The organism is Mucilaginibacter sp. P4_A11, assembly GCF_056402535.1.
Genome location: NZ_JBFUHE010000002.1, coordinates 258,772 through 285,251, shown reverse-complemented (window position 1 = coordinate 285,251; position 26,480 = coordinate 258,772). Strand labels below are relative to the sequence as shown.

21 protein-coding genes and 2 tRNA genes are annotated in these 26,480 nt (G+C 42.5%); 10 read left to right on the top strand and 13 right to left on the bottom strand.

Annotated features, from left to right (window positions below; all coding sequences use genetic code 11):
- The first annotated feature begins 115 nt into the window (after nucleotides 1–115).
- From AC1DUD_RS04990 to AC1DUD_RS04975, 4 genes are all read left to right on the top strand, one after another.
- Nucleotides 116–2,413 carry a hypothetical protein gene (locus AC1DUD_RS04990; RefSeq protein ID WP_477372226.1) on the top strand — a complete coding sequence of 766 codons (2,298 nt, stop codon included), beginning with the start codon at nucleotides 116–118 and terminating at the stop codon, nucleotides 2,411–2,413.
- A 186-nt stretch (nucleotides 2,414–2,599) separates the two neighbouring features.
- On the top strand, nucleotides 2,600–5,209 hold the full coding sequence (mutS, locus tag AC1DUD_RS04985; protein WP_477372224.1) for a DNA mismatch repair protein MutS: 2,610 nt from the start codon (nucleotides 2,600–2,602) through the stop codon (nucleotides 5,207–5,209).
- Between the two features lie 177 nt (nucleotides 5,210–5,386).
- On the top strand, nucleotides 5,387–5,956 hold the full coding sequence (locus tag AC1DUD_RS04980) for a C40 family peptidase (RefSeq protein ID WP_477372222.1): 570 nt from the start codon (nucleotides 5,387–5,389) through the stop codon (nucleotides 5,954–5,956).
- 136 nt (nucleotides 5,957–6,092) lie between these two features.
- The gene (locus AC1DUD_RS04975) at nucleotides 6,093–6,221 is read left to right on the top strand and encodes a hypothetical protein (protein ID WP_477372220.1); all 129 of its coding nucleotides are present in this window, start codon (nucleotides 6,093–6,095) and stop codon (nucleotides 6,219–6,221) included.
- Here AC1DUD_RS04975 and AC1DUD_RS04970 read toward each other — a convergent pair.
- Nucleotides 6,208–8,118 carry a DUF3857 domain-containing protein gene (locus AC1DUD_RS04970; protein ID WP_477372218.1) on the bottom strand — a complete coding sequence of 637 codons (1,911 nt, stop codon included), beginning with the start codon at nucleotides 8,116–8,118 and terminating at the stop codon, nucleotides 6,208–6,210. The genes AC1DUD_RS04975 and AC1DUD_RS04970 overlap by 14 nt on opposite strands.
- Nucleotides 8,118–10,088 (bottom strand): DUF3857 domain-containing protein, encoded by a 1,971-nt coding sequence (locus AC1DUD_RS04965; RefSeq protein WP_477372216.1) that lies wholly within the window; start codon nucleotides 10,086–10,088, stop codon nucleotides 8,118–8,120. Before AC1DUD_RS04965 ends, AC1DUD_RS04970 begins: the two co-directional genes overlap by 1 nt.
- 125 nt (nucleotides 10,089–10,213) lie before the next feature.
- On the opposite strand from AC1DUD_RS04965, the gene AC1DUD_RS04960 reads away from it, so the two are divergent.
- Nucleotides 10,214–11,239, top strand: a complete 1,026-nt coding sequence (locus AC1DUD_RS04960; RefSeq protein ID WP_477372214.1) for an exonuclease domain-containing protein — start codon at nucleotides 10,214–10,216, stop codon at nucleotides 11,237–11,239.
- A gap of 164 nt (nucleotides 11,240–11,403) precedes the next feature.
- Here the strand turns inward: AC1DUD_RS04960 and queG are convergent, their stop codons facing one another.
- On the bottom strand, nucleotides 11,404–12,339 hold the full coding sequence (queG, locus tag AC1DUD_RS04955) for a tRNA epoxyqueuosine(34) reductase QueG (protein WP_477372212.1): 936 nt from the start codon (nucleotides 12,337–12,339) through the stop codon (nucleotides 11,404–11,406).
- Between the two features lie 179 nt (nucleotides 12,340–12,518).
- Here queG and AC1DUD_RS04950 point away from each other — a divergent pair, with 179 nt between their 5' ends.
- Together AC1DUD_RS04950 and AC1DUD_RS04945 are read left to right on the top strand one after the other, a co-directional pair.
- Nucleotides 12,519–12,887, top strand: a complete 369-nt coding sequence (locus tag AC1DUD_RS04950) for a SpoIIAA family protein (RefSeq protein ID WP_477372210.1) — start codon at nucleotides 12,519–12,521, stop codon at nucleotides 12,885–12,887.
- Between the two features lie 10 nt (nucleotides 12,888–12,897).
- Complete coding sequence (locus tag AC1DUD_RS04945; RefSeq protein WP_477372207.1) at nucleotides 12,898–13,086, top strand: hypothetical protein; 189 nt, start codon at nucleotides 12,898–12,900, stop codon at nucleotides 13,084–13,086.
- Nucleotides 13,087–13,217: 131 nt separating this feature from the next.
- Here AC1DUD_RS04945 and AC1DUD_RS04940 read toward each other — a convergent pair whose 3' ends face one another.
- From AC1DUD_RS04940 to AC1DUD_RS04895, 10 genes are all read right to left on the bottom strand, one after another.
- Nucleotides 13,218–14,108 carry a polysaccharide deacetylase family protein gene (locus tag AC1DUD_RS04940; RefSeq protein WP_477372205.1) on the bottom strand — a complete coding sequence of 297 codons (891 nt, stop codon included), beginning with the start codon at nucleotides 14,106–14,108 and terminating at the stop codon, nucleotides 13,218–13,220.
- A gap of 197 nt (nucleotides 14,109–14,305) precedes the next feature.
- A complete protein-coding gene (locus AC1DUD_RS04935) occupies nucleotides 14,306–15,505 on the bottom strand; it encodes a Gfo/Idh/MocA family protein (RefSeq protein ID WP_477372203.1) in 1,200 nt (399 codons plus the stop codon).
- A gap of 36 nt (nucleotides 15,506–15,541) precedes the next feature.
- Nucleotides 15,542–16,564, bottom strand: coding sequence for a Holliday junction branch migration DNA helicase RuvB (gene ruvB / locus AC1DUD_RS04930; RefSeq protein WP_321558233.1), 1,023 nt, complete (start codon nucleotides 16,562–16,564; stop codon nucleotides 15,542–15,544).
- A gap of 180 nt (nucleotides 16,565–16,744) precedes the next feature.
- The gene (locus AC1DUD_RS04925) at nucleotides 16,745–17,476 is read right to left on the bottom strand and encodes a polyprenol monophosphomannose synthase (RefSeq protein ID WP_477372201.1); all 732 of its coding nucleotides are present in this window, start codon (nucleotides 17,474–17,476) and stop codon (nucleotides 16,745–16,747) included.
- A gap of 143 nt (nucleotides 17,477–17,619) precedes the next feature.
- Nucleotides 17,620–19,077 carry a POT family MFS transporter gene (locus tag AC1DUD_RS04920; protein WP_477372199.1) on the bottom strand — a complete coding sequence of 486 codons (1,458 nt, stop codon included), beginning with the start codon at nucleotides 19,075–19,077 and terminating at the stop codon, nucleotides 17,620–17,622.
- Between the two features lie 119 nt (nucleotides 19,078–19,196).
- Nucleotides 19,197–20,123 (bottom strand): hypothetical protein, encoded by a 927-nt coding sequence (locus AC1DUD_RS04915; protein ID WP_477372197.1) that lies wholly within the window; start codon nucleotides 20,121–20,123, stop codon nucleotides 19,197–19,199.
- 432 nt (nucleotides 20,124–20,555) lie between these two features.
- Nucleotides 20,556–21,734 carry an acetyl-CoA C-acyltransferase gene (locus AC1DUD_RS04910; RefSeq protein WP_477372195.1) on the bottom strand — a complete coding sequence of 393 codons (1,179 nt, stop codon included), beginning with the start codon at nucleotides 21,732–21,734 and terminating at the stop codon, nucleotides 20,556–20,558.
- Nucleotides 21,735–21,941: 207 nt separating this feature from the next.
- Nucleotides 21,942–22,112 (bottom strand): type II toxin-antitoxin system antitoxin, encoded by a 171-nt coding sequence (locus AC1DUD_RS04905; protein ID WP_330862104.1) that lies wholly within the window; start codon nucleotides 22,110–22,112, stop codon nucleotides 21,942–21,944.
- Nucleotide 22,113: 1 nt separating this feature from the next.
- Nucleotides 22,114–22,641, bottom strand: coding sequence for a hypothetical protein (locus AC1DUD_RS04900; RefSeq protein ID WP_477372193.1), 528 nt, complete (start codon nucleotides 22,639–22,641; stop codon nucleotides 22,114–22,116).
- A gap of 4 nt (nucleotides 22,642–22,645) precedes the next feature.
- On the bottom strand, nucleotides 22,646–23,503 hold the full coding sequence (locus tag AC1DUD_RS04895; protein ID WP_477372191.1) for an SPFH domain-containing protein: 858 nt from the start codon (nucleotides 23,501–23,503) through the stop codon (nucleotides 22,646–22,648).
- Between the two features lie 114 nt (nucleotides 23,504–23,617).
- Between AC1DUD_RS04895 and AC1DUD_RS04890 the strand changes: the two genes are divergently transcribed.
- The 3 genes from AC1DUD_RS04890 (at nucleotide 23,618) to AC1DUD_RS04880 (ending at nucleotide 26,032) form a co-directional block, all read left to right on the top strand.
- The gene (locus tag AC1DUD_RS04890) at nucleotides 23,618–25,687 is read left to right on the top strand and encodes an HD family phosphohydrolase (protein ID WP_477372189.1); all 2,070 of its coding nucleotides are present in this window, start codon (nucleotides 23,618–23,620) and stop codon (nucleotides 25,685–25,687) included.
- Between the two features lie 83 nt (nucleotides 25,688–25,770).
- A tRNA-Ser gene (locus AC1DUD_RS04885) sits at nucleotides 25,771–25,857 on the top strand.
- An 88-nt stretch (nucleotides 25,858–25,945) separates the two neighbouring features.
- A tRNA-Ser gene (locus AC1DUD_RS04880) sits at nucleotides 25,946–26,032 on the top strand.
- Nucleotides 26,033–26,480: the final 448 nt, after the last annotated feature.

The following is a 26,480-nucleotide window of genomic DNA, read 5'->3' as shown; positions in this document are numbered from 1 at the left end:
GGGAGCACCACCACGTAGTTTAGTTCAGACTAACTTTTTTGCCAGATTTTTTGTAGATTTTGTACTAAGTTTAAAGTATAATGTTAGATTGCATTATAAACTTAAGCTATTGTATATGATTGATTTATCGAAAGTTCTTGTTCCGGTGCGCGAGTTGTTGCTTACCACCAAGTCATTAAAGGATAAAGACCTTATGGCAGATGAAACGCCTATAGTTTTGAGCACTGATGGGGCAACATCTATTAATCTTGAAGGTGTAACTTTTACAATCGGTGCAGGAGCCGGGGTTAGTGTTCAATTATTTAATGACGAGGATGACAAGGATGAAGATGAATTTACAGGAATAAAAGATGCCCCCATTACATTTAATTCCGATTCTGAAGCCTATTTAAAATATGTAAACGCAATCACTGCTAAATTAAATGCGAATTTGCCAATTTCGAGTGTCGGGTTTGATTTGGTTTTAACTTCAGAAGGTAATGCGAAATCGGTTTTTTATAAAAAGCATACTAATACCGATATTATAAACGCGGCCTTTTTGGACGACACTCGTGAATACCTGACTATTTTTGACCCTGCTGACGTTGGGGCTCTTAAAGAAGATGATGCTCTTGCTTTTTTGGTTAGCGGAAGCCTCTCAAGCACCATCAAAGTTAGCTGGTCAAATATTTTCGCGTCATCACTTAGTTTGCTTTCCGGAATGTTGCCGGTACCTGTAACCCTTGATCTTAGCCTTACACCAAGCTTAACGGCTGCCGTTGATTTTTCCATCAAAGACGATTTTCGGTATTTCGTAAAAAAACTTCCCGACGAGGAATGTCTTGTCATATTTAAAAAAGGCAAAGCCACCTCAACGGCGGTAAGTGCTGGCGCAGCTATTCAAATTGGATTATCAAATACCAGTGAGCTTGAAAAGCAACTTGGCGAATTATATGAAAAAATTATAGAGTCGGTATTTGGTCATACCGCAGATGAGATTGATGCCGCTCTTCAAAAAATAAAAAACAATACTGCTACTGCAAGCGAGGAGGGAATTGTAACGCAGTTATTGACTTATTTTAAGTTGGATAAAGTACCAGATTCGATAAACGCGCTGATTGATAAGATCGACGCCATCAAAAAGATAATCCCGGATAAAATAAAAGCCATTGCCAATGCCAGTTTGAATTTTAGCTTTAGTTACCAGTATAAAAGATTAACTGAAGAAAACGAAATATTATCCGTTAAACTGGCAACTAAAGATTTGATTACAAATAATAAGTATCATTTGGATCTGCTGAAATTTAAACCTGCCAGGTTATTAGAAGATATCCGGGATAACAAGATAGCTGGCGCAGTAGTTAATTCGTACTTAAATGAAAAAACGCTCGCCGTTAACAAAAGCTGGGGTTTTGGTTTGCAGATATTTGATTTTAGCCTCTTAGGTAAGGATTATACCGATTTAAAAGATGTTGTAAGAACTAATTTAGGTAAAACCGCTCAGCAAATTTCAATGGAGAGAACATTAGGTTACAAGTGGGGATTGGGGAAACCTTCTGGATCATGGAAAGGTTTGATCACCGCCGATATGGCTGGGTATTCCAAACAAGCGATCCCTGCAATTGACGAGTTTGATATTAGCATGCTGGTAAACCAAATATCAGAGGAAACAAGATTAAAAGAAGATGATTTCAAGGATTTAATTGACCTTGCTGTGCTTTGGGGCGCAATTAAGGCGGCAGATGTTGAAAATGTTATTGCTAAATACCTTCCTAAGGTTAATGTAAAAGATAAAAAGGTTTTGACAGAACATAAGTTGCTTTTCTCTCCGGCTGCTTTTAAACTGCTAATGCAAACAATAGGGGGTATCGGGTGGGGAGGATTAAACCTTAAATACCTTGCCATGGCAATGGGAGCTTCCATGACTTTCATATCTGATTATCAGCTGAGACGTGATCCGGCCACCCGGCAGCAAACCTATGGTGGCCTTTGGCTTGGTTATTTAAATGATTTTGATCCTGATACCGACATCAGCGATTTTGCTGCGGCAGCTGAAGGTGTCATTAAAAAAATGGGCAATCCCGATAACCTGGCCCAGTTTGAAGCCGATCCTGATAATTGGATCTTTGGTAACACCTACGCCGGTGTTATCCGCGCCAATCCCTCGCTGCAATCTGATTTAAAGGATTTTATTTTGGGTATTCAAAATTTAAATAATATTGTACAGCAACATAGTCAGTATACAAGTTTTAATGATGCCTATAAAAAAATATCCGGTGTTTTTAGCCAGTCGTTTAGCTTGCGGACTATCGGAAGTTTTTTAATGCACTATGCCAGTGACCTGAATATTTTATCGGAGATCAGCCAGGTTTTTACAATTACCATCGATCCGGATGGGGATGCTCCGGAGGTAATTAGCTTTTCAATAGTTTAATTCCAGTTAACGCTCGTTTAAAGGCGGTATTTTCCATGTGAGGGGAATACCGCTTAAACAAAAATCGAGTAACAAATATTTGCAGGTTATGGCGTTCACATATCCACATCTCCCCGAATTTTCAACAATGCCCTAAAACCACTGCCAATGCATTAACTTTACCCGATTAACAGAAGGAGTAACCGCTTGGCTAAAGATACTACCAAAGAAACCCCCTTAATGCAGCAATATAATGCTATCAAAGTAAAGTACCCCGGTGCTTTGCTGCTGTTTAGGGTAGGCGATTTTTATGAAACATTTGGCGAAGACGCCGTGAAGGCTGCCGGAATTTTAGGCATCGTACTTACCCGCCGCGCAAATGGCGCCGCTACACATATTGAGCTTGCCGGTTTTCCGCACCATTCACTGGATACATACCTGCCTAAGCTGGTTCGTGCCGGGCAGCGTGTGGCTATCTGCGATCAGCTGGAAGATCCAAAAACTACCAAAACCATTGTTAAGCGAGGCGTAACCGAACTGGTTACCCCCGGTGTAGCTACCAATGATAATATCCTGAATCAAAAAAGCAATAACTATCTTGCTTCGCTGCATTTTGAAAAAAACAGCATTGGTATAGCGCTTATTGATATCTCAACAGGCGAGTTCATGACCGCCCAGGGCAACAGCGATTATATTGATAAGCTGCTGCAAACTTTTTCGCCAAGCGAGGTGATCTATCCCAAAAGCCGCACTCGCGATTTTAAAGATACCTATGGTGACCGCTTCTATACTTATTCCCTTGACGAATGGCCTTACAGCGGTGATTATGCAACCGAAACGCTACTGAAGCACTTCGGCGTTAAATCGCTCAAGGGTTTCGGTATTGATAAGTTGAATTTGGGCATCATTGCCGCAGGTGTTGCCATTCATTACCTTAATGAAACGGAACACCGTAACCTCGGGCATATTTCGGCCATCAGCAGGATTGAGGAAGACAGGTACCTTTGGCTCGACAGGTTCAGTATCCGCAACCTGGAGCTGGTGGGTTCGGCTAATGAAAACGCCCTTACGCTGGTTGATGTACTTGACCATACCTGCTCACCAATGGGCGCACGTTTACTACGCCGCTGGATTGTGATGCCGCTTAAACAAATCAAGGCTATTAATGACCGCCTTGGTGTGGTTGAATACCTGATAGGCAATGAAGAACTGCGCGAAGACCTGCTGCAATACCTCCGCCAGATAGGTGACCTGGAAAGGCTGATCTCCAAAATTGGCTTGCAAAAAGCTAATCCGCGCGAGGTTTGCCAGCTAAAAAAGGCATTGACCGCTATAGCTCAGATCAAGCGGATTGCCGAATCATCGCAAAGTGCCCCCCTGCGTGCGATAGGAGAGCAGTTAAACCCCTGTGCGCTTATTTGTGAAAAGATAGAACGCGAACTAAACCCCGAGCCCCCCGTAATGCTGGTTAAAGGTTCGGTGATGAATGAGGGGATCAGTGAAGAACTTGACAGGCTTAGGAAGATCGCTTTCGGCGGTAAAGGCTACCTGTTGGAGATCCAGAAGCGTGAGGCCGAGCTAACGGGGATCCCATCGCTTAAAGTATCGTTCAATAACGTATTTGGTTACTACCTGGAGGTTACACATAGCCACCGCGATAAAGTTCCTACCGAATGGATCCGTAAGCAAACCCTGGTTAATGCCGAGCGTTATATTACGCCTGAGCTTAAAGAGTATGAAGAGCAGATTTTAGGTGCCGAAGAAAAGATCTTCGTAATTGAAACGCAGCTATATAATGACCTGCTGTATTCGCTGGCCGAGTATATCAAACCTATTCAGCTCAATGCCCAGCTCATAGCCCGTTTGGATGTGCTGCTTAACTTCGCTACCATCTCTATTAAAAACTACTACGTTAAGCCCGAGATAAACGAAAGCAGGGTACTTGATATAAAAGGCGGCCGTCACCCGGTTATCGAAAAGAATTTGCCGATAGGTGAAGAGTATATCACCAACAGCGTATTTCTTGATTCGGAAACCCAGCAGATCATCATCATTACCGGTCCCAACATGGCGGGTAAATCGGCTTTGTTAAGGCAAACCGGCTTGATAGTACTTATGGCACAGATGGGCTGTTTTGTGCCGGCTAAGGCGGCTACCATAGGCTTGGTTGATAAGATCTTTACCAGGGTAGGGGCTTCGGATAACCTTTCGTCCGGCGAATCGACCTTCATGGTGGAGATGAACGAAACAGCAAGCATTCTCAATAACCTAAGCGATAGGAGCCTGATCCTGTTGGATGAGATCGGTCGTGGTACATCAACTTATGATGGTATTTCCATTGCCTGGTCAATTGCCGAATATCTGCATAACCACCCAACTGCAAGGGCTAAAACCTTGTTTGCTACGCATTATCATGAGCTTAATGAGCTTAGCAACTCGTTTAACCGTGTCAAAAACTTTAATGTATCGGTTAAGGAAGTAGGGCAGCAGATCATCTTTTTACGTAAGCTGGTGCCCGGCGGCAGCGAACACAGCTTCGGGATCCACGTGGCTAAACTGGCAGGTATGCCTGCCAAAGTGCTTAGCCGTGCCAATGAGATCCTGAAGAAGCTGGAAAACGAACGTACCGGCGGCGAACATATTAAAGAAAGTATCCGTAAAGTGCAGAAGCAAGCCGTGCAGATGCAAATGTTTTCGATAGATGACCCCGTATTGGTAAAGATCCGTGATACACTGAATAACCTTGATGTAAATACCCTAACCCCGGTTGAAGCGCTTATGAAACTGGATGAGATCCAAAGGGTGGTGAAGAGCTAAAAAAACACGTCATTGCGAGGTACGAAGCAATCCCCTATAAGCAGGTCCGCCCTGTAGAGTCCGGGATTGCTTCGTACCTCGTAATGATGTGATGAAGATATATCTGCACATTCACCCATGTTGATATGTTAAAAACATCTGTATCATTGCAATAAAGTTTAAAGTTAATTTTACTTCATGAGCATATACCTGCGCCGTAGTTTTTACTTGTTTGTGTTTTTCCTTTCCCCTTTTATATTAAGCTCATGTCATTCGCGCAAGGCCGCTATGCGCGGCCAGCCGGGTGAAGTAGTTAACCCTTCTCCTGATATCGCCTCAAAATACTCCGAAATTATGGGGGTAGGCAGGGGGGACATTCAAAACGGTCGCCTTTATGCGTTTATCGATCAATGGATGGGAACACCCTATAAATTTGGCGGGTTGGATAAGGATGGTGTTGACTGCTCGGGCCTGACCTTTTTGCTCGAACAGCAGGTTTATGGCCTCACCATTCCGCGCATGACCAGTAAGCAGATCACCATCATCAAACGAAAATATGAGGACGAACTAAAAGAGGGCGATCTGGTGTTTTTTGATTTCGACGGAAAGCAGTTCAGCCATGTGGGGGTTTACCTGCAAAATGGCTATGTAGTACATGCCAGCTCGCGCCGCGGGGTGATCATTGTGAAATTGCGTGATCCTTCGCTATACAAATACTTCTCCAGGGCAGGTTCTATCGAAAGTGTTACCAGCAGTAGTATAAATTAAAATAATCCCAATCCTGTTAACACGAATTTTAGAAGGATTTGTGCGAATTAAATGAATATCAGGTTAAGTCGCATTCGTGTAATTCGTAAAAATTAGAGCTGATTTGTGACCTAATTTTCAATAATTTTGCGCCATCATGGCCGATAAAAAAGAAGAATACTCATTTTGGACCAAATACAAACGTTTTGCAGGTACCGAGATCATGCTTTATCTGATCATGGTACTTGGCATTATCCTGGGTATTGTGATCTTTAGTTACTTTTAATCAGTGTAACGTTATCGTTGTCAACATCAGCTATTGATTGATAAAAATCAACAAGGTCCTGGTAAGTATCTTTACTGTAAGTACCATCGATGATCTGCAATTTGCGGTTATAGATTAGCTTATCGCCGTTTACCGTTGTGCTTGATTCAAATTTTCCGAATAGCTTTTCGATACTTACCTTTTTAGGGCGCATATCAACCTTATAGCCGGCGGGCATGGTATAAGTGATCTCATCTTCATCGGTATAACCACGATTAATATAAACATCATTGCGGCGGTTACGTACCTCACGGAGCGGTGAGCTTATGCGATTAACCGGGTTTGCCAGAAATATAATTTTTCCGTCGGCTACTGACCCATAATCACTTGCAGACACTTTCAGGTTTTCGGTTGTATATGGTTGCCCTGTTTTAAACTGTTTCAGATCGGCACTTTCAATTTCAAGATTGTTGATCGGGTATATCTTTTTAAGATCTTTTACCTGCTCTTTTGACGATTCATAAATGATATGATCACGGTCTTCATAATTCGCTCCCTTAAAGTTGGTAATAATTGAACCTTTTAGGGCACCATCGTTGGCAATTGTAAAAGCTGCTGTGCGTTGCTCCAGGTTTGCCTGCGCCGTATATTTCGGCGTATGTATCAATTTGCCTCCCTCCGGTGTGCAGGCCAATACGGTACGGTCGTCAGTAAAATCGCCCAAGTAGCCGAAAGGCATGTTTTGATTGGTACACTCTAAAAAGGTTGTGTCGTTTTTGAAGGGCAGGCATAATATGATATGATTACCCTGGTCCATGCTTGCAAAATCAGTAAGCATACTTACTTTGGCATTTCCCGCCTCAACTACACAATAATATGAATCAATATTAACTGCTTTAAATAAGGCTTGTGTATAGTTAACGAGGGCTTTACAGTCACCGTAGTTTTGCTGATCAACATCTGCTGCCGGGAAGGGCTGATATCCGCCAATGCCTATTGATATATTGATGTAATGAGTTTTACCTTGCATGTACTCATAGATCTTTCTTGCTTTTTGCTTAGGATCGGTCATATCATTAGTGAGTTCCTTCATGCGGCTTACAGTTTGCGGGGATAGCACCTGTCTGCCGGCATTAAGTTTGTCATATTGCCACATACCAAGTTCTTTCCAGTTAGTAAACGAGCCGGCTATACCGCCATAACTAAATTTTTCGGGCGCTATTTTAACATAACTTAAATTTGCAGTGCGAAGCGGACTGTATGGTTCATACTTGACAGCTTTTAAATTGCTTGCCTGCCATGTGTATGTTTTTAATCCGTCTTTATTGGTGCCAATAACCACTTTTGACGGAACGTTTACCTCTTTATATCGGATCTTAAATTCGGGCTTACAAATAAATGTGTATGAACTTTTTTCGACAGCTACTCCCGTTGATGGATTAGGTTCCCAATCCCTGAACTCAAGCGTTTGTTTCAATTTTACATCATACTCATAGCTTACCGTATATGGATAGTCGCTTACCAGTGGGCGATAGTGTTTGATTTTAACGTCAGTGAATAAGGAAAATCCGTCATGATTGCTGTCATCTTCAAAGTCACTTTCACTAAACTTACTGATCGGCTTTCCATATTGATTGTAGACTATTCCTTTAACATCTTTAATAATGCGGTTTTTGTTGTGCGAAATACCAATTGCAACATCGTCATCCCCGTTTTTATTAAATACAGTAATGGCTCTTTTTACGTGAAGCAGGGTATTGTCAAGATCACGAACCTCTGTTGTTATTGCTTCATTTCGAACAACTGAACTGGCATAAGGTAAAAGTTCTTTTGGTATAAGGGATACATCATAATTATCCTGCGCTGTGGCATTGGTATAAATAATGACGGTAAAAAATAGCGTTAAAAATGTCTTCATTATTTTTTCTTGAAAATCATGTCGGCTTTTTCGGTAAGGATGATCTTGTTATAAAGTTCCTTTAAGTAGGGGTACTCGGCCGAATCGTAAACTGATTTATTGAATTGAATGATATTTGAAAAAGTGAAGGTACTATTGTCCTGCGTTTCAAATGAAGTAGCGAACATCCCCCCTTTATTAGGTAAAGAAAAGGCCACTACTTGCGGCGGTGTTTCAATGATATATTGCGCGGGTACATGCATCACCAGTACCAAGCGCTTATCCGACGCATAGCCCCAGTCAACAGGATAATCACGTTCGGTTAGTTTAAAAGGGTTTGTTGTGCGTTTTTCCCAAAGGTAGGGATTAAACGAAAGCCTGTCATGATTAGTATTGTCAAATGCGTCTATCTCAACCTCAAATGTTTCTCTTAACGGATTGTCAAGGCTATCCAGGTTCATTATATCTGATTTGATAACCTTTAATTTAGGCTGCTTTTCATCAAAATCTTCAACATATTCATCAACAGAATTGAATTTTTTTATAGCCTTACGCTTTTCATAAGCGTCATAGCCTTTGTAGTAAGTGGTAAGGCTGCCCTTTAATTTGCCGTTGTCGAGCAAAGTTAATTCAAGGGTGCGTGTTGTTGCGGCTTTTTGTTGCGAAGTTAGTTCAATCCAATACGACGGTTTATTAAGGCTGATCACCCTTCCTTTATCGTTTATACACCTAAGAGGCAGCAGCCCAAATGAAAGCAACGGATCGCTTGCATCAAGTAAATAAGTTTTGTCGTTAATAGTTACCCTTGCAACAACGTAGTTAAAATCGTTTAATACCGGGTAAAGCGTATTCACCATTCCATGCTCCCGTGTTGAAAGTAACACGGCTTCAGCATTAAGGCCGGCTGCATTTAATGCTGTAATAAGGGTTAAGTTGATATCGGGAACACTGCCGGTATGGGTGTCAAGAGCTTTTTTTATCCCTTCGCTGTATATACCTATATAGTCGTTCCACTTCAATTGTTTTTGAACCCAGGTGTAAATAGTTTTTGCTTTGTCAAGCTCATCTGTTTTACCTGCAATAACGGGCGCTATGCGTTCTTTTAATAAGCTGGTACGTCTTAATTGTGAACCAAAATCGTCGCTTGTTTTCAGCAGGCGGTCAACGTCTGTCCATTCTTTGGTTACAACGGTTTTAACGCCGGTATAGGGGTTGGTATATTCAACCAGTTCAAAAAATATAGCCGAAAGGAAGTTTTTGCGGGAAGTCATAAAATCTTCTTCAACAAAAGCAGGGATATCTTTAATGGCATAAGTAATATGTGAACAATCGGCTTTTGATCCGCCTGATGAAAAACACTCCCGCTCAACTTCAGAAGTGGTTTTAGTTAGTTTCAGGGCACCACGTAGAGAGGCGTTAAAATTCCAGAAACCTGGTATATGTACCTCATATTGCGAGTATGCTTTCGGGATACTGGTCTGGAAGTCCCATCCCCGAAAATGATACCAGTAAGGAGAGATCAGTTCATATTTAAACTCAATAACACAACCCGGGCGTAAAGCAGGCAATGCAAATTTTACTGTACTGCCATATTTGTAATCTTTTACAGTAAACACTTTTTTAGAGTCAAGTTCGGCTTTTTGAATTATGCCGTTATCATCTTTATAATAAGTTGTTCCGGTAACATTGTTAACCTCTTCGTCCGAGTTATTCTCGGTATGGATAGGTATCGCTATAGTGCCGTTATCAAAGCCCTCTTTGGTAAATATTTTAATTTTGGCGTGATACGTATGGATCAGCCTGATATGGTCCATATATTCATCTATACGGGTATTGCCAAATTCATTTAAAAAGACAGCATTGGCCTGCGGATCTTTATCATATTTGGTCATTTCAACCTCTTGATCAGTAACTCCGGCCTCAAAATCCTGGGCTGTGGCTAAGTGTGATAAGCCAATAAAAATCAAAAGAATAAGAGAGATTTTGCTCATACAAATTGTGATAATTAGGGATAATCAAATTAAATAATAAATTGGTATATTAAATAAATTAAAAAATTTATTCTGCTGATTAATTTTAGGACATTTGCGACCTTTGCATCTCTGAACACTAACAAATGAAATTAAAATTAAAACGCCCGCTGGCTTTCTTTGATCTTGAAACAACAGGTACCAATATCGGTGCCGACCGTATAGTTGAAATATCTGTTATCAAGCTTAATCCCGATGGTAGTGAGGACGTTAAAACATGGCGTGTTCACCCGGGCATTCCTATTCCGCTTGAGTCATCGCTGGTGCATGGCATCTACGACGAGCACATACAAAACGAAAAACAATTTAAAGAGCTTGGGCAGGAAATAGCCGATTTTATTGGCGATAGCGACCTGGCCGGCTATAACTCAAATAAGTTTGATATCCCCATGATCATGGAGGAGTTTTTGCGCGCTGGTGTATCATTTACTTTAGATGAGCGCCATTTTGTGGATGTGCAAAATATATTTCACCAGATGGAGCAGCGTACTTTGAAAGCCGCTTACCAGTTTTATTGTAATAAAGTAATTGAAAATGCCCATTCGGCCGAGGCTGATACCCGTGCTACCATGGAGGTTTTGCTGGCGCAGATAGAGCGTTATGAAAACGTGGAGTGGGAGGACAAAAAAGGTAACAAATTAGTTCCGGTTGTTGGCGATGTTGAAGCTTTACATGTGTTTACTAACCTGAGCAAACCGGTTGATTTTGCAGGCCGTATGGTTTACAATGAGCAGGGCGAAGAGTTAATAAACTTTGGCAAGCATAAAGGCAAACGTGTAGAGGATGTATTAAACGCCGAGCCAAGCTACTACTCATGGATGATGCAGGGTGATTTTCCGTTGTATACCAAACGTAAGCTCGAAGAGATCTATACCCGCTGGAATGCCAAAAAAACAGCTGAGCGCCAGGCTAACAAAGCAGCCCAGCCAAAGCCGGCAGATCAACAACCTGCTGCTCCTAAGCCAGAGTATCAAAAAAAGGAATACACCAAGCCCGATCATACCAAAAATCAGCAATATCAAAACAAACCTTTTAAAAAGAAGGATGAGCCCGCGCAGCCAGTTAACGATGATATGCTGGCTCAGTTGGCATTGAAGTTTAAAAAGGGGTAAATTATTATAAATAAAGCGTCATTGCGAGGTACGAAGCAATCCCCGATTAGCAGAGCCACTCTGTATAGTTTGGGATTGCTTCGTACCTCGCAATGACGTTTTCGGTTATTACACTATTTTACTGAGCTACAGTAGCTTCACATCGCTTAGTTCAAAGGCACGGTTCAGACTCCCTTTAAAAAATCGATATTTCGTTGCAATCCGCTGAATTTCGTGCGCTTAACGGCCGAGTTTTTAAATACTTTTTGAAAAATATCCTGGGTGATATCCTGCCAGTCGTCTTTTTTTAGATGTAACAGATCGGCGTGAGGGGTAAAGGCAGGTTCCGTATTGAGTACCGAAAATCGGTTCCAGGGACAAACATCCTGGCAAACATCACAGCCAAACATCCAGTTATCCATTTTGCCTTTAAACTCCTGTGGAATCTCATTTTTGAGCTCGATGGTGAGGTATGAAATGCAGCGGCTGCCGTCAACCACATAGGGGCCAACAATGGCATCGGTAGGGCAGGCGTCGATGCAATTGGTGCAGGTTCCACAATGATCAATGGTGGGGGCTATATCATATTCCAATTCAAGGTCGATGATCAGCTCGGCCAAAAAAAAGAATGAACCGGCCTTTTTATTAAGTAGGTTGCTGTTTTTGCCAATCCAGCCCATGCCTGCTTTACGTGCCCAGGCCTTATCCAGCACCGGGGCCGAATCAACAAACGCACGGCCGCCTACTTCACCTATCTCTTCATTGATGATTTGCAGCAGTTGTTTCAGCTTATCTTTAATTACCGTGTGGTAATCAATGCCATAAGCGTATTTAGATATTTTAGGGGCCGATGGATCGTCCTGCCGTTGATCTGTATAATAATTAATGCCTAATGATATGACTGATTTAGCCCCGTCAACTAATAGCCGCGGATCAAGACGCTTATCGAAATGGTTTTCCATGTACGCCATTTCGCCATGCATGTTTTTATTGAGCCAGGATTCAAGGCGCGGGGCTTCATCTTCTAAAAAATCTGCTTTGGCTATACCGCAAAACAAAAAGCCAAGCTTTTGCGCCTCGCTTTTAATGAGTTGACTATATGTGGCCTTGTTTTGCTGCATTGATGCAAAGATAGTATAAATTGAAATTGGTGTATATACAGCAATATACCCGAGCGGGTTTTAGTAGCCAGGATATACTTGCACATGGACATTATTCGTTATTATTATTTACTCCGGTTTGCTATAAAGTTACTATTGGTTCAGTTTTTGTATCTGATTAAAAAATAGAGAATTATAGCATGCTTGAGCATATAAGATATTTGCCTGCGCATGTATTGGGAATACATGCGGTTGGCCACGTTACCATCGGCGATTATGAGAAGGCCATACGACCTTTGCTTGAGCTGCAGGTAAAACAAACCGGGCGGATAAACTTTTTACTGATACTGGAAACAAATATTAAAAATTTTTCGGCTGGTGCCTGGTGCGGCAACGTCAGGCTTGGTCTTAAGTATTTTACACGGTGGAATAAGGTTGCTGTTGTAACCGATCAGGACGATGTGCGCGAGTTTAGCCACTTGTTTAAATATATTTTACCGGGCAAGTTTGCAGGCTATAGATTGGAAAACCTGGATGAAGCCGTAAAGTGGGTAACTGGAATTAAATAAACGTACCATTATGGAAACTATAGATAAAACAGCAGTGATGAACAATGATTATTCAGACCTGCACAATGACGAGTTGGGCGAAAATACCGGCGACGATACCATAATAGCCGAAATAGTTCATTTAAAGCCCGACGAAAAGGATATCAGCAAAATGCCGTCGTCAAACAAAGGCCAGGGCCCGGCAGGGGAGAACTTGTAGTTTGCCCCAACCCTCTAAAGGGGGAGGTCTGGAGAATGTTTAACAAAAAATGCCTGGCTCAAAGAGCCAGGCATTTTTTGTTAATCGTTATATTGAAATGCAATATGTTAATCAAAAGGGGGGCCGGCGGGCTAAAAGCTATTCCTGATACTGTTGCTTAAAGTTTTGGCGCTCCAGTAACCGCTATCTAAAATACGGCGTACAGTCATCAGCGGATCAGTTTGATCGCGTTTATCAGCTAATTGAAAAGCCATTTTGAAACCGCGTTTCCTGAGCTCAGGTAAAGCGGCTTTGTTCCAGATACCAAACGGATAAGCAAAGTAATCCATTTTTTTACCGGTGATCTCTTCCAGTGTTTTGGTTGGTTTTTCGATCTGGGTAACCCAGTCATCAACCGGGCGATTGGTTATTTTTCCATTTTTACCAATGATTTTAAGGGTAGAGGTATGCGAATAACGGTCAACACGGTGGTGGTCCCAGGTGTGGCTTGCGATAACGTTACCTTCATCAGATAGTTGTTTCACCTGCTCTTTGGTCATATAATGCGGGCGGCCCAATGATACGGTCATCACGAAATAAACCGCTTTAAAACCATATTTTTTTAGGGTAGGGTTAGCGATGGTGAACTGATCAAGATCAGTATCATCAAACGTAAGCATGATAGGCTTTTTAGGCAATGGCGCACCTTTGGTAAGGTATGCATAAAGCTGATCGGGCAGTATAGTGTGGTAACCGCTGTCGGCCAGCATTTTGATGTGTTCTTTAAAAGCGGCAATCTGTACTATATAATCTTTGGCATTTTTTGAATCTGTCGGTTTCCAGTCACGGATCTGGTGATAGCAAAGGATAGGTACCTGTTTGCGGGCCAGAATGGCGGCGGCATCACCCTGTGGGGCAGCATTGGCAGTAGCCGGCGTTGCAGCCGCCGGAGCCGCGGCGATTGTTTTATCTGATGGTTTCGACTGGCATGAAACAGCGCCGAAAGCACAAAGGGCCAGCATGGCTAACGTTTGTTTTATCATATTATAGGTTGGTTTTTCAATCATTTAAACGGCGGCTAAATTAATAATTATATAACACGCCTATCTTTTATTGTAAATAAATTTAATTATCAATTTAAGGTTTGAATATGTTTGAGATGGCTTAAAATAAAAAGGCCTGCAATATCTTTTCGTAAGGGAAAGATATTGCAGGCCTTTTTATTGATGTTAAATTTCGATTACAAAACTATCCGTTTGCCTTCTTTTATAGAGCGCTTAGCCGCGTCGAGGATCTGCATCACGATCATGTTGTATTTCAATGACGAACGGTCGTCAGGATGTTTAAGCGGATTTTGCAATGCGGCGGTAAAATAGGCAACAGGCGCATCGGCAGGCGAAATAAGCGGCGCTGCTTTATATCCTCGTACGCGATTGTTAACTTTTATTTCAACGCTATCCTTGTCAAATGCATGGATATAGCCCTTAGCGCCAAAGATCTCCATATCTTTAATACCGAACGGCCAGTTCCATGAAGCTTCTATCTGGCCCGTGGCGTTGGCATATTCAACCAGTATGGTAGCATCGTCTTCAACTTTAGGGTATACATTGGGTTTGTAATGCCTTGCAATGGCGGTTACTGCTATCGGGCGCTGGCCTTTCATTAGCCAGGTCATTAAATCGGCGCCATAGCAGCCAAAATCATTAAGGGCACCGGCTCCGTTCAAAACAGGATCGGTAAGCCAGCTCAGGAAATCTTCACTGCAGCCTATTTCGCGCGGACCTTCGTGTCCGTCATGCACCACCATTTTACGAATCATGCCTACGCTATCCAACTTAACCGTATTGTAAGCATCCTGGAACGATGGGTACCAGGTAGTTTCATAGTTGGTTAACACTTTAACATAGTATTTAAGTGCCAGAAACTCCATGCGTTTAGCCTGCTCAAGAGTGGCGGCTAAAGGCTTTTCAACCATTACAGAAATCCCAAGCGGTGCACAAGTCTCCACAATATCTACGTGTTTGCCAACCTCGTTATAACCTAACACAATAGCAGGTTTGCGGACGGTACACATTTTCTTCAGGTCGTCAAAAAACAGGGAATCGGGTAGGTTATAGGCTTTGCCAAATTTTTCCCAAAGCTTTTTGTTAGGTTCGGCTATGCCTACAATATTCACGTTTCCTTTACGGTACTCGCTTAATATAAGGTGAATGTGATCATGGTTTAAACCCATGATGCCCACTTTTAATGTAGGCACAGGTTTGTGTACAGCAGGTACAGTATCTTTTTTGACTTTGTTAATTGAGTCGGCAGGCAAGGTAACGGTATTTGCCGGAGCGGGTGGATTAACCGGCGGCGTTGTTGTTTGTGCCGATGCAATGGTTACACCGCTCAAAATAAGCGCAGTAGTAGTGAGCAATAGTTTTAATTTGGCTTTCATAATTGGTGGTGATGGATATATATATGTAGGTTTATATCAAAATAACGATGGATTTCCCCCCAGCTTTATCTTTCCTAAATGTTTGTAGGCGGCTTCGGTAGCTTCACGCCCGCGGGCTGTACGCATCAAAAAGCCTTCCTGTATTAAAAAAGGTTCGTAAACTTCTTCAATGGTACCCTCATCCTCACCAACCGCCGTTGCAACGGTTTTTAAACCAACCGGGCCTCCTTTAAACTTATCAATTATAGTAGTCAGGATCTTGTTATCCATTTCATCAAGACCATGGCTATCCACGTTCAGGGCATTTAAGGCATACTGGGCAATTTCGGTATCAATTTTACCATTGCCTTTGATCTGGGCAAAATCGCGCGTACGGCGAAGCAACGCGTTGGCAATACGCGGGGTGCCACGACTACGGCGGGCAATTTCATAAGCACCTTCATCAGTAATAGGCGTTTTTAATATAGATGCCGAACGCAGTACAATTGTTGTAAGCAGTTTGGCATCGTAATATTCCAACCGCGAATTAATACCAAACCTGGCCCTTAAAGGTGCAGTTAGCAAACCTGAACGAGTGGTAGCCCCAACCAGGGTGAATGGATTCAGCGAGATCTGTACCGAACGGGCATTAGGGCCGCTCTCCAGCATTATATCTATCTTAAAATCCTCCATTGCCGAGTATAAATACTCTTCAACCAGCGGGCTTAAACGATGGATCTCGTCAATGAAAAGGATGTCGCCGGTTTCAAGGTTGGTAAGTAAACCGGCCAAATCGCCGGGTTTATCTAAAACAGGTCCCGAGGTGATCTTGATACCAACACCCATTTCATTGGCTATAATGTGCGACAGGGTGGTTTTACCCAAACCCGGAGGGCCATGCAGCAGCACATGGTCAAGCGCTTCGCCGCGCTGACGGGCGGCCTGTACAAAGATCCTTAAATTGGCTAATATTTTATGCTGACCGGTAAAATCCTCAAACTGCTGCGGGCGCAATACTTTTTCAATATCACGTTCGGCAGGACTGAGGCGTTCGCGTTCAGGGTCAAGATGCTCATTCATTGCCAACGAAATTAGTAATTTTTTAGGCTAAAGGTGAAAGGTTAAAGGTAAAAGGTTTGTTTCTTTTAATAAGGTTAAAGGCAAAAGGATAAAGGTGAAAGGTTATTTGTGTTTGATTAAGTAAAAAGGCGAAATGCTTCTACCTTTCGCCTTTTACCTTTATCCTTTCGCCTCAAAAAATCACCCTTCCGGGTATTTCCTGAAGATGCTGTTGATCTTCATCTGGATCACACCTAAAAATGCTTCGCGGAAAATACGGGTGGACATTTTGGAGGTGCCAGCCGTGCGGTCGGTAAATATAATGGGGACTTCTACCAGCTTAAAACCATGTTTAAGGGTGGTGTATTTCATCTCTATCTGGAAAGCATAGCCAACAAACTTGATCTTATCCAGCCTCACGGTTTCAAGTACTCTGCGTTTGTAGCACATAAAGCCGGCGGTGGCGTCCTGTACCTTCATCCCGGTTATAAAACGTACATAAACTGATGCAAAATAGCTCATCAGCACACGGCTCATGGGCCAGTTTACTACGTTTACGCCAGTTACATAGCGTGAACCTATTGCTGCGTCGGCACCATCAATGCAGGCTTGCCTTAGTTTCAAAAGATCATCCGGATTATGCGAAAAATCGGCATCCATCTCAAAAATGTAGTCGTAATGGCGGGCAATGCCCCATTTAAAGCCATGTATGTAGGCTGTACCAAGGCCTTGTTTACCGGCGCGCTCTTCAATAAAAAGCCTTCCGTCAAACTCGGGTTGAAGGTCTTTAACGATAACCTGCGTACCATCAGGCGAACCATCGTCGATGACAAGTACGTGAAAATCATGAGGTAATGAGAATACCTTGCGGATCATCCGTTCGATATTTTCTTTCTCATTATAGGTGGGTATGATTACGACGCTATCGGGCACTGAACAGTATTTTGAAAATGAGATGAATATTTAAGGTGCGAAAATAATCAATTTACAGAGCATCAAAACAAAAAAACAGGAAAGCTTGCGCAATCCTGTTTTTAGATATAAATATTTTACAGATTATGAGTGTCTGCAATGACCTAGTTTTCCACGTAGGGGTCGGTAATGTAGTTTCTTTCTTTAAGGCGTGGCGAAACAATCAGGAATATGATGATGAACACGGCGATAAAAGCCACAAAAAACCATTCGTAATTGGCACCCTTAAGATTTTTAGCCCACCAGCCGCCATCTTCAATAAGCCCGTTAACAAGGGCAGTGATTAGGTTACCAAAGGAAACAACCAGAAACCAAATTCCCGACATGGTACTTTTCATTGATTTTGGAGAATGGGTATAAGCATATTCTAAACCGGTAATTGATACCAGCACTTCTGCAGCAGATAATATTAAAAAGGCCAACACCTGCCACCACATTGATGGTGAGCCGCCATGGTCAATACTAACATGTGTAAAACCGATAACTACAAACGATAATGCAGTTAAAATCAAACCGGCGCCAAGCCTGCGTAAAGGTGTTGTTTTTAATCCAATCTTATCAAAGGCCGGATAAATCACATAGTTAAAAAGTGGTATGAATAACAAAAGGAAAACAGTATTAAATGTAGACATTGAACCCGGTTCTATCTTGAACGACGTAAAACCGAGGTTGATGTTTCGATCCATTTTTTCGGCATAAAGCGTCCATTCTGAAAGGCATTGGTCCCAAACAGCCCAAAAAGCGAGTGCAAAAAAGAATACGGAAATTACACGGTATACCGCTTTAACTCCTTCAACGCGTTCCGGATCATAACTTTCTTTAGCAATATCAAGTAATGATTGGCCAGGTTTCTTTTTACTTAAGTGGGTGAGTGCGTACCAGGTAATAAACACCAGGTTATTTCGGTTTACGCCTTGCGGAGGTACCTTCACATACTTTTTGCGGCCCATGAAAAATATCACTGTTGCCAAAGCCATTAATATGCCGGGAATACCAAAAGCCCATTTAGGGCCATAATATTTATAAACAAGAGGGATAGCCACTGTTGAAAGCATAGAGCCGGCGTTAATGCTAAAGTAAAACCAGCCGTAAACTTTTGATAACAAATCCTGATTGCTGGCATCAAACTGGTCGCCTACGTTGGCCGAAACACACGATTTGATACCACCCGCACCGATAGCTACAACAAGCATACCTATCTCAAAACCATCGAGGCTTGTATCAAACATCGCCAGCAACAGGTGTCCAAGGCAATATACCACTGAAATATAAAGGATGAGTTTATATTTGCCGGTAAACCAGTCGGCCACCATTCCGCCCACAAATGGCAAAGCGTAGGCTACCATAACAAATAAATGATTCAGTTTATTGGCATGGGCGTCAGCCTGTTGAGCCAAGGCGGCACTACCCGTAGGGTTAAAGAATTGTTTTACTAAAAAAAGGGTAAGTATTGAACGCATGCCATAAAAGCTAAAGCGTTCGGCAGCCTCGTTCCCTATAATATAAGGGACACTTCTGGGGAATCTTGATTTTTTTGTGGTGGTTGCAGAGATTTCTTGCATTATCATCAATAGTTTTTGCTAAAGTAATATATTTCTATTAATTCGAAATTTAATACCGAAAGTGTTACAAGTTATATAATAAATGTTTGTGTTTTCTACTTCGTTCCGTGGTTTTATTCTTAATGTTTAATGGGTACAAGCGCCCGGTCTTTAGCAGCCTGCTTTTTCGGATCAATGTATTCATTGTCAGCAGCTGAGTTTGTGCCACCGGCGATGTTACGCATGTCGAGGTTTTCTACATAGGTCCAGCGGCCTTCTTTTAATTTGTAACCATCGTAACTCAGGTCGGGCCCAAAGGTTTCGGGTTTGTCCTTGCTTCTGCCATCGGGGGCCGAAAGATGGTCAAACACAATAAGGTTTTGCTCGGGTATATACCTTAACAGCATGGATACCTGCCGGGCGTATTCAAATATCACTCTGTTGCGGGTTTTGCTGTTACCATTAAATATGGGCATTCCAAACTGCGGCACGCCATTATTAAACGAAATTACATCGATCACTTTTTTTGTAGATTTTACCGTATTGCCTTTCCAGCCCAGCAATATATAGTAAGGTTTTGGGCCATACACGGGCACTATTTTGTAATATTGGGCACCGTACCATTTATGGCTACTGGTTACCGAATCTTCCGGGTTTTTTAATAAAGGTGAGTAATCTTCAAGCGGAAACATTTTAAGCGGACCGCCGGTATTTATTTGCACCGTGCCGTAAAAACGGTAGCTGCCATCAAGATTTATCACATGCCAGCTCAGGATGCGGAAGCGGTTATCTGGCGAATTGATAATGCTGATGCTCTTAACCGAATCAAATGGGAAAAGGAAGGAGTTGTTGATCTTTAACGCCTGCACCAGTGTTTTAATGAACTGGTAATTGGCATTTTTCCGCTCCATATCGTTCTCGTCATTTACAATTTTTTTGCCGAGACGGGTGAGACTGTCCTGGTATTCGCCAAGTTTTTTAACCCGTGTGCCTTCGTCATAATATTGGGCAAAGGTTTGCAGGCAAAGCAGGATAGAAAGGAGAGTTAGGGCAACTTTTTTTGTCACGATTTTTAATTAATTAGTTGAGCTTATTTCTTTTGTCATTGCGAAGAACGAAGCGATCCCCGATTTGTGGGGTGGCTTTGCAAGTTTCTCTGTATAGAATGAGATTATTAATAATTATAATTTGATTTTATAGGTATTAATGAGCTCCCGTTAGTCGGTTGTCATGGTTCTTTATTAATAGCGTAATTGTAAATTGTTGATTATTAACTTTATTTATGATCTATTTTATAATATGGGCGTTGCCTGCGGCCGGGCTTTTCGTTGCAAGTCCTCGCTTTTCCTGCCCGCAAGCCCTACACACGCTGTGGGCTTTTCACTGCAATCCCTAACGCGCCCCACGCGCAACATCACTAAAGTATATTTTACACGTCATAAAGATCTCTTTAAGGGCTCTCCCTGATGGTTACTTGCAATGACGTAGTTTTAAAAGTATTAACGTAAATTTTCAATAACCATTGCACTGGCACCGCCGCCACCATTGCAGATCCCCGCGGCACCGTATTTACCATTATTTTGCTTTAATACGTGTAAAAGGGTAACAATGATTCGCGCACCTGAAGCGCCGAGAGGATGGCCCAATGAAACAGCGCCCCCATTAACGTTCACTTTTTCGGGGTCGAGGTTCAAAAGCTGGTTGTTGGCTATTGATACCACAGAGAAGGCTTCATTGATCTCAAAGAAATCGATATCAGAGTTTTGCAAGCCTGCTCTGTGCAGTGCAAGCGGTATAGCTTTTGATGGTGCTGTGGTAAACCATTCGGGAGCCTGCTGGACATCAGCATAAGATACTATTTTGGCCAGCGGCTTTATGCCCAATTCATCAGCCTTTTCGCGACTCATTAATACTACTGCTGCTGCGCCATCATTTAAGGTTGACGCGTTAGCGGCTGTAACTGTACCATCCTTTTTAAATACAGGTTTCAGCGATGGGATCTTTTCAAACTTTACCGTTTGAGGTTCCTCATCTTCGGTAAACATAGTGATATCGCCCTTTTTGTCTTTAAGACCAACAGGAGTTATCTCATCTTTAAATTTGCCGTCTTGCTGTGCTTTTTGAGCACGTTGATATGATAATATAGCAAAAGCGTCCTGTTCTTCACGGCTGATATTACAGTCGGCAGCGCAAAGCTCAGCTGCTGAGCCCATGTGATAGTCATTATAAACATCCCAAAGACCATCTTTTACCAGGCCATCAATAATTTGACCATTGCCTAAACGGTAACCGTTGCGGGCTTTATCCAGGTAATAAGGCACATTGCTCATGCTTTCCATACCGCCGGCAACAACAATATCGTTTTGTCCCAGGGCTATACTTTGAGCAGCCAGCATAATAGCTTTCATGCCCGATGCGCAAACTTTATTAACGGTTGTAGCAGGCAGATAGGGGAGCCCGGCAAATATAGCTGCCTGGGTAGCCGGCGCCTGCCCAATATTGGCCGACATTACATTACCCATATAAACTTCCTGTACCTGGTCGGGCCGTAAACCCGCTTTTTCTACTGCTGACTTGATTACCGCAGCACCCAGTTGCGTGGCGCTGATAGCGGCTAAGCTGCCTCCAAAACTACCCATAGGCGTGCGTGTGGCGGCTACTATTACTACTTCTTTCATGTGTCCCTCATTAAAATTGGTGGGCAAATTTAGTGATTTGAATGAAAGAAAATACTATGCATGCATAATAAAATTAGTTTGCAGTTTTTAGTTTGCAGTGGGCAGTTCTTAGATCAGTGGACAGTTTTTTGATTATATAGAATTGGAGTTGGTTGTCGCTGCCGCTCATATCACTATAGTAACTGCAAACGGGCAACTGTAAACTGTCTACTGATCTTCCTTTTTCTTCTTCACGCCTTTTTTACGTGCAAGCAGGGCCTGTTGCATGAGGTATTCGATCTGGCCGTTGGTGCTCCTGAATTCTTCAGCAGCCCAGCTCTCAATCTCCTTCAGCATGTCGGGATTAATACGTAATACAAATGCTTTCTTCTCCGCCATATCAACTTGCGGCCGCTGCTTCGGCCTGTTTTAACAAAACTAAATTTATGCCCAGTAACGCCAGTAAAGACAGTTCTGGTACTTTTTTGATCATATCCGGATCAATTTTTACAATAAAAGGCTTTTTCCACTTCCAGAATTTGGTTTGCACATTCAATATATCGCCCAGTTGCTCGCTTACCCAGGTATAATTGTGCGATAGAATCTTTTTGTTATAAAAAGTAGCCGTAAGGCCATTATTCGTAGTTAAGTTTATCTTACGGCACCAAAGCTGTGGGGTTACCAGGCCTATCTCCATACCGTCAGGCTGCTCAATTATAAATTTTCGGCCCAGCCAGCTTTTACGTTTCACTGTCCAGCTTCCATAGGCAGTTTCAAGCGTACATTTGCGTTTTAAAGCACCAATATAAGTGAGCTTGCCGTAGCTGAATTGCCCGTCGGTAAGCTCATACCACGGTCGCCAAAAGCCGTGCCTCAGCACAGGTAATTCTGTTACTCGGAGTTGGTCAAAACTTCTGAATTGATCCATGGTATTAATGGTATAAGGTACCAGTATTAACAACAGGGTTAACAGCTTTATCGCCGCAAAGTACAACCAGCAGGTTACTCACCATGGCTGCTTTACGTTCTTCGTCAAGCTCAACTATATTTTTTTCTGATAGTTTGTTCAGCGCCATTTCAACCATGCCAACCGCGCCTTCAACAATCAGTCTACGGGCAGCAATAATAGCCGATGCCTGCTGTACCTGCAGCATGGAATGTGCAATTTCGGGGGCATAGGCTAAATGCGAAATGCGGGCTTCCAAAACCTCAATGCCGGCACGGTCAAGTCTTTCGTTCAGCTCTTTCTCCAGCAACATGCTCACCTGGTCGGCACCGCCACGCAAGGTGATGGTAGCAGTTTCATCCTCCAGGTTGTCATATGGAAAAGAATTGGCCAAATGCCTTACAGCGGCTTCGCTTTGGATATTTACATACTGAATGTAATTCTCGACGGCAAAAACAGCAGCAGCCGTATCTTTTATCTGCCAAACAATAACGGCGGCAATTTCAATAGGGTTACCTATGCTGTCGTTCACTTTTAACTGCTGCCCGTTAAGGTTAAACGCCTTTAAGGATACTTTCTTCTTAACAGTGAAGGGGTTAACCCAGAAAAAACCGTCTGTTTTTACAGTGCCTACGTACTTGCCAAAAAGGGTAAGCACTTTTGACTCGTTAGGGTTAACAACGATGATACCAGGAAATAAAAATATAACACTAACCGGAACCAGTATGAAACCGAGGGGTTCCTGGCCGTAGCAAAAGCAAACGACGGCCACTACTAATAAAAAAACGGCCAAAATAAGTGCGGCAAAGCCGGATGGCGGGTTGATGGTTTTTTCAGGATTCATGATTTAGATTGATTTTAAAATGATATCACAAAGATATCAAATTTGTTTTTGTAAAAACAAGAAAAACTGCATATAACAGAAACTTATATTATTTTTGGCAGGTTAATCATTTAAATGGCAAAACTATCCACTTCGCGCCAAAAGGCTTTACTGCGCAAATACGCCCGTAATGTTAAGTTTTTGATGATGCTGATCAGTATCGTGCTCATTGTTTACTTTTTACCCAAGCAGGCAAAATTTAGCTACGAGCATGAAAAGGGTAGGATCTGGAACCAGAAGGATCTCGTATCGCCCTATAATTTCGCCATCTTAAAAACACCCCAGGAGATCATGGCCGATCAGAAGTCGGCACTGGAAAGCATAACGCCGATTTACCAGCTGGATGCCGCCATGCAAAACCAGCAAATAGATGGTTTTAAAGCTGACCTGGAAATCAAGTGGCATAATGCAGGTATTAACGATAAGCTTAAGCCAAAATATATTACTGCCGGCACCGATTTGCTTACCGAAATTTATCAAACAGGCGTTTTTAAGCCCAATGCCAAGTACCAGCAAGGCTCAGAGAATTATCCTGTCAGGATCCTGGACAAGAACGTTGCCACTGATAAAAATACCAGTGAACTGTTCACCAAAGAAAAGGCGCAGGAATACTCTGATAAGATATTGAGTAAACATACCGATCTGGACAAGGCCTTCCTGCTTGATCTGATCAGTAACCGTCTGCAAAATAACCTTGCTTACGATAACAACCTAACCTCGAGATTGGAGAAAGAAGTTGTGGATGGACTTTCGGTAACCCGCGGTATGGTGCAAAAAGGGGAGGTGATAGTTTATAAAGGTTCGGTAGTTAATGATGATGTGTATCAAAAACTGGAATCGTTTAAAAAAGCTTTTGAGGATAATGCCCGTGTAAACGGCAACAGGAATCTGGTATTGCTGGGGCAGTTTTTCCTGGTAGCTATAGCCATATCGCTGCTCATGATCTTCCTGTATCTTTTCCGTAAAGATATTTATGCTGATAACAGGTTGGTGAGTCTGATATTGCTGGTAATTACCACCATGCTGGCTACCTTATCGCTGGCAATAAAATTACAGTTCCCAACCAATCTGTACTATATCCCTTATTGTATAGTGCCTATCATCATCCGCATATTGTTTGATACCCGTTTGGCGCTTAATATTCATTTGCTGGTGGTGTTGATAGCCGGTTTTTTTGTGCCCAATAGCTTTGAGTTTGCTTATTATGAAATTACGGCGGGTATGGTATCTATTTACAGTATCAAAAACCTGGTACGTCGTGAGCAATTCCTGATCTCGGCAGTGATCATCATCTTTACTTATTTTGTAGCGTTTTTAGGCATCACCTTTATCCGCGAGGGGGATTTCCTGAATATCGACTGGATGGACTTTTTACCTTTTGTGGTTAGCGTGCTGCTTACACTACTGGCTTACCCGCTCATTTACCTGTTTGAGAAGGTATTTGCAATTACATCCGAAATTACGCTCATCGAGCTTACCAATACCAACGCTCCTTTGCTACGCGAACTGGCTTTTAATGCACCCGGTACCTTTCAGCACTCGTTGCAGGTTGCTAACCTGGCCGAAAACGCTATTTATGCCGTTGGAGGCAATGCGCTATTGGTTAGGGCAGGGGCTTTGTACCATGACATTGGTAAAATGGAGAACCCGCTGTTCTTTATCGAAAACCAAAGCTCAGGGTTTAATCCGCATGATAAGCTGCCATATGAAGAAAGCGCCCAGATCATCATCCGCCATGTGAGCAGGGGGATTGAAATGGCGCGCAAGGCTAATCTGCCCGAAGTGGTGATCGATTTTATCCGCACCCATCACGGTAATACCCGGGTGGATTACTTTTACCAGTCGTCATTGAAAAATTTTCCTGAAAAATTCATTAACGAGAACATTTTCCGCTATCCCGGACCTATTCCTTTCACCAAAGAAGGTGCCGTTTTGATGCTTGCCGACTCGGTTGAGGCCGCTTCGCGCTCATTAAAGGAGCCCGATGAAGAATCGATCAGTGTACTGGTTGATCGCATTGTGAAATACAAGCTTGATCAAAACCAGCTGAAAGACAGTAATATAACTTTGAAAGACATTGAAACTATAAAGGCGATTTTTAAGCGGATGCTGATGAGTATTTACCACGTGCGAATTGATTATTAGAAAATCATTTTTTTTTTTGACGGGATGCATGAATTACTATATTTGCAGTCCCTGAAAAAGGGACAATAAATTTAAAGTAAAACGGAGAGGTGCCTGAGAGGCCGAAAGGATCAGTTTGCTAAACTGACGTACTGGAAACGGTACCGAGGGTTCGAATCCCTCCCTCTCCGCAAAAGCCCAAACTAAGGGCTTTTTTTATTTATTGGATCGCGGTTTTTATGAGTTCTTGATTTTTAGAACGTTAATAAAAACGAAAATGGAGAGGTGCCTGAGAGGCCGAAAGGATCAGTTTGCTAAACTGACGTACTGGAAACGGTACCGAGGGTTCGAATCCCTCCTTCTCCGCTAATTTTGATATTGAATTGTCCAATAGCCTGCAATCGTTTAGATTGCAGGCTATTTTTTTATTCACAGATAGCCTTGATGATGCAGCCGGAATCTTCAGGACAAGCCGGGGGGCTCCGCTGGTACACCAGGCTCCTCCCACGATATGATCAGGTGATAAAGTAAATACTCTTGTGTCAAGCCAGGCGCTTATTTAGCCGGTAGTTATTTTCAGTCGCCTTACAGATATTACTGGCTTCGTTTGCAACGAAAGGGGGGATGTTTTCTGCGGTTACTCTTCAATCGACGGACAAAATGGGGTCTGTAACCAATCAAATAAAAAAATATTTATTGGTAGGTTTAGTTGTTTCCTCCGGTTCAATGGCAAAACCCGCTATGATTAGCTTTGATCGGGTTGATTTGGGTAAATAATAATAGCCCTTTCAATGATCTGGCAGGCCAGATTATG

Bases quoted from the DNA above. Each gene is read 5' to 3' on its own strand.
- AC1DUD_RS04935 (WP_477372203.1), bottom strand. From the start codon at position 15,505: ATGAAAGCCAAATTAAAACTATTGCTCACTACTACTGCGCTTATTTTG.
- AC1DUD_RS04945 (WP_477372207.1), top strand. From the start codon at position 12,898: ATGGAAACTATAGATAAAACAGCAGTGATGAACAATGATTATTCAGAC.
- AC1DUD_RS04920 (WP_477372199.1), bottom strand. From the start codon at position 19,077: ATGCAAGAAATCTCTGCAACCACCACAAAAAAATCAAGATTCCCCAGA.
- AC1DUD_RS04895 (WP_477372191.1), bottom strand. From the start codon at position 23,503: ATGAATCCTGAAAAAACCATCAACCCGCCATCCGGCTTTGCCGCACTT.
- ruvB (WP_321558233.1), bottom strand. From the start codon at position 16,564: ATGAATGAGCATCTTGACCCTGAACGCGAACGCCTCAGTCCTGCCGAA.
- AC1DUD_RS04905 (WP_330862104.1), bottom strand. From the start codon at position 22,112: ATGGCGGAGAAGAAAGCATTTGTATTACGTATTAATCCCGACATGCTG.
- AC1DUD_RS04990 (WP_477372226.1), top strand. From the start codon at position 116: ATGATTGATTTATCGAAAGTTCTTGTTCCGGTGCGCGAGTTGTTGCTT.
- AC1DUD_RS04980 (WP_477372222.1), top strand. From the start codon at position 5,387: ATGAGCATATACCTGCGCCGTAGTTTTTACTTGTTTGTGTTTTTCCTT.
- AC1DUD_RS04910 (WP_477372195.1), bottom strand. From the start codon at position 21,734: ATGAAAGAAGTAGTAATAGTAGCCGCCACACGCACGCCTATGGGTAGT.
- AC1DUD_RS04890 (WP_477372189.1), top strand. From the start codon at position 23,618: ATGGCAAAACTATCCACTTCGCGCCAAAAGGCTTTACTGCGCAAATAC.
- queG (WP_477372212.1), bottom strand. From the start codon at position 12,339: ATGCAGCAAAACAAGGCCACATATAGTCAACTCATTAAAAGCGAGGCG.
- AC1DUD_RS04970 (WP_477372218.1), bottom strand. From the start codon at position 8,118: ATGAAGACATTTTTAACGCTATTTTTTACCGTCATTATTTATACCAAT.
- AC1DUD_RS04960 (WP_477372214.1), top strand. From the start codon at position 10,214: ATGAAATTAAAATTAAAACGCCCGCTGGCTTTCTTTGATCTTGAAACA.
- AC1DUD_RS04965 (WP_477372216.1), bottom strand. From the start codon at position 10,088: ATGAGCAAAATCTCTCTTATTCTTTTGATTTTTATTGGCTTATCACAC.
- AC1DUD_RS04940 (WP_477372205.1), bottom strand. From the start codon at position 14,108: ATGATAAAACAAACGTTAGCCATGCTGGCCCTTTGTGCTTTCGGCGCT.
- AC1DUD_RS04975 (WP_477372220.1), top strand. From the start codon at position 6,093: ATGGCCGATAAAAAAGAAGAATACTCATTTTGGACCAAATACAAACGT.
- AC1DUD_RS04950 (WP_477372210.1), top strand. From the start codon at position 12,519: ATGCTTGAGCATATAAGATATTTGCCTGCGCATGTATTGGGAATACAT.
- AC1DUD_RS04900 (WP_477372193.1), bottom strand. From the start codon at position 22,641: ATGGATCAATTCAGAAGTTTTGACCAACTCCGAGTAACAGAATTACCT.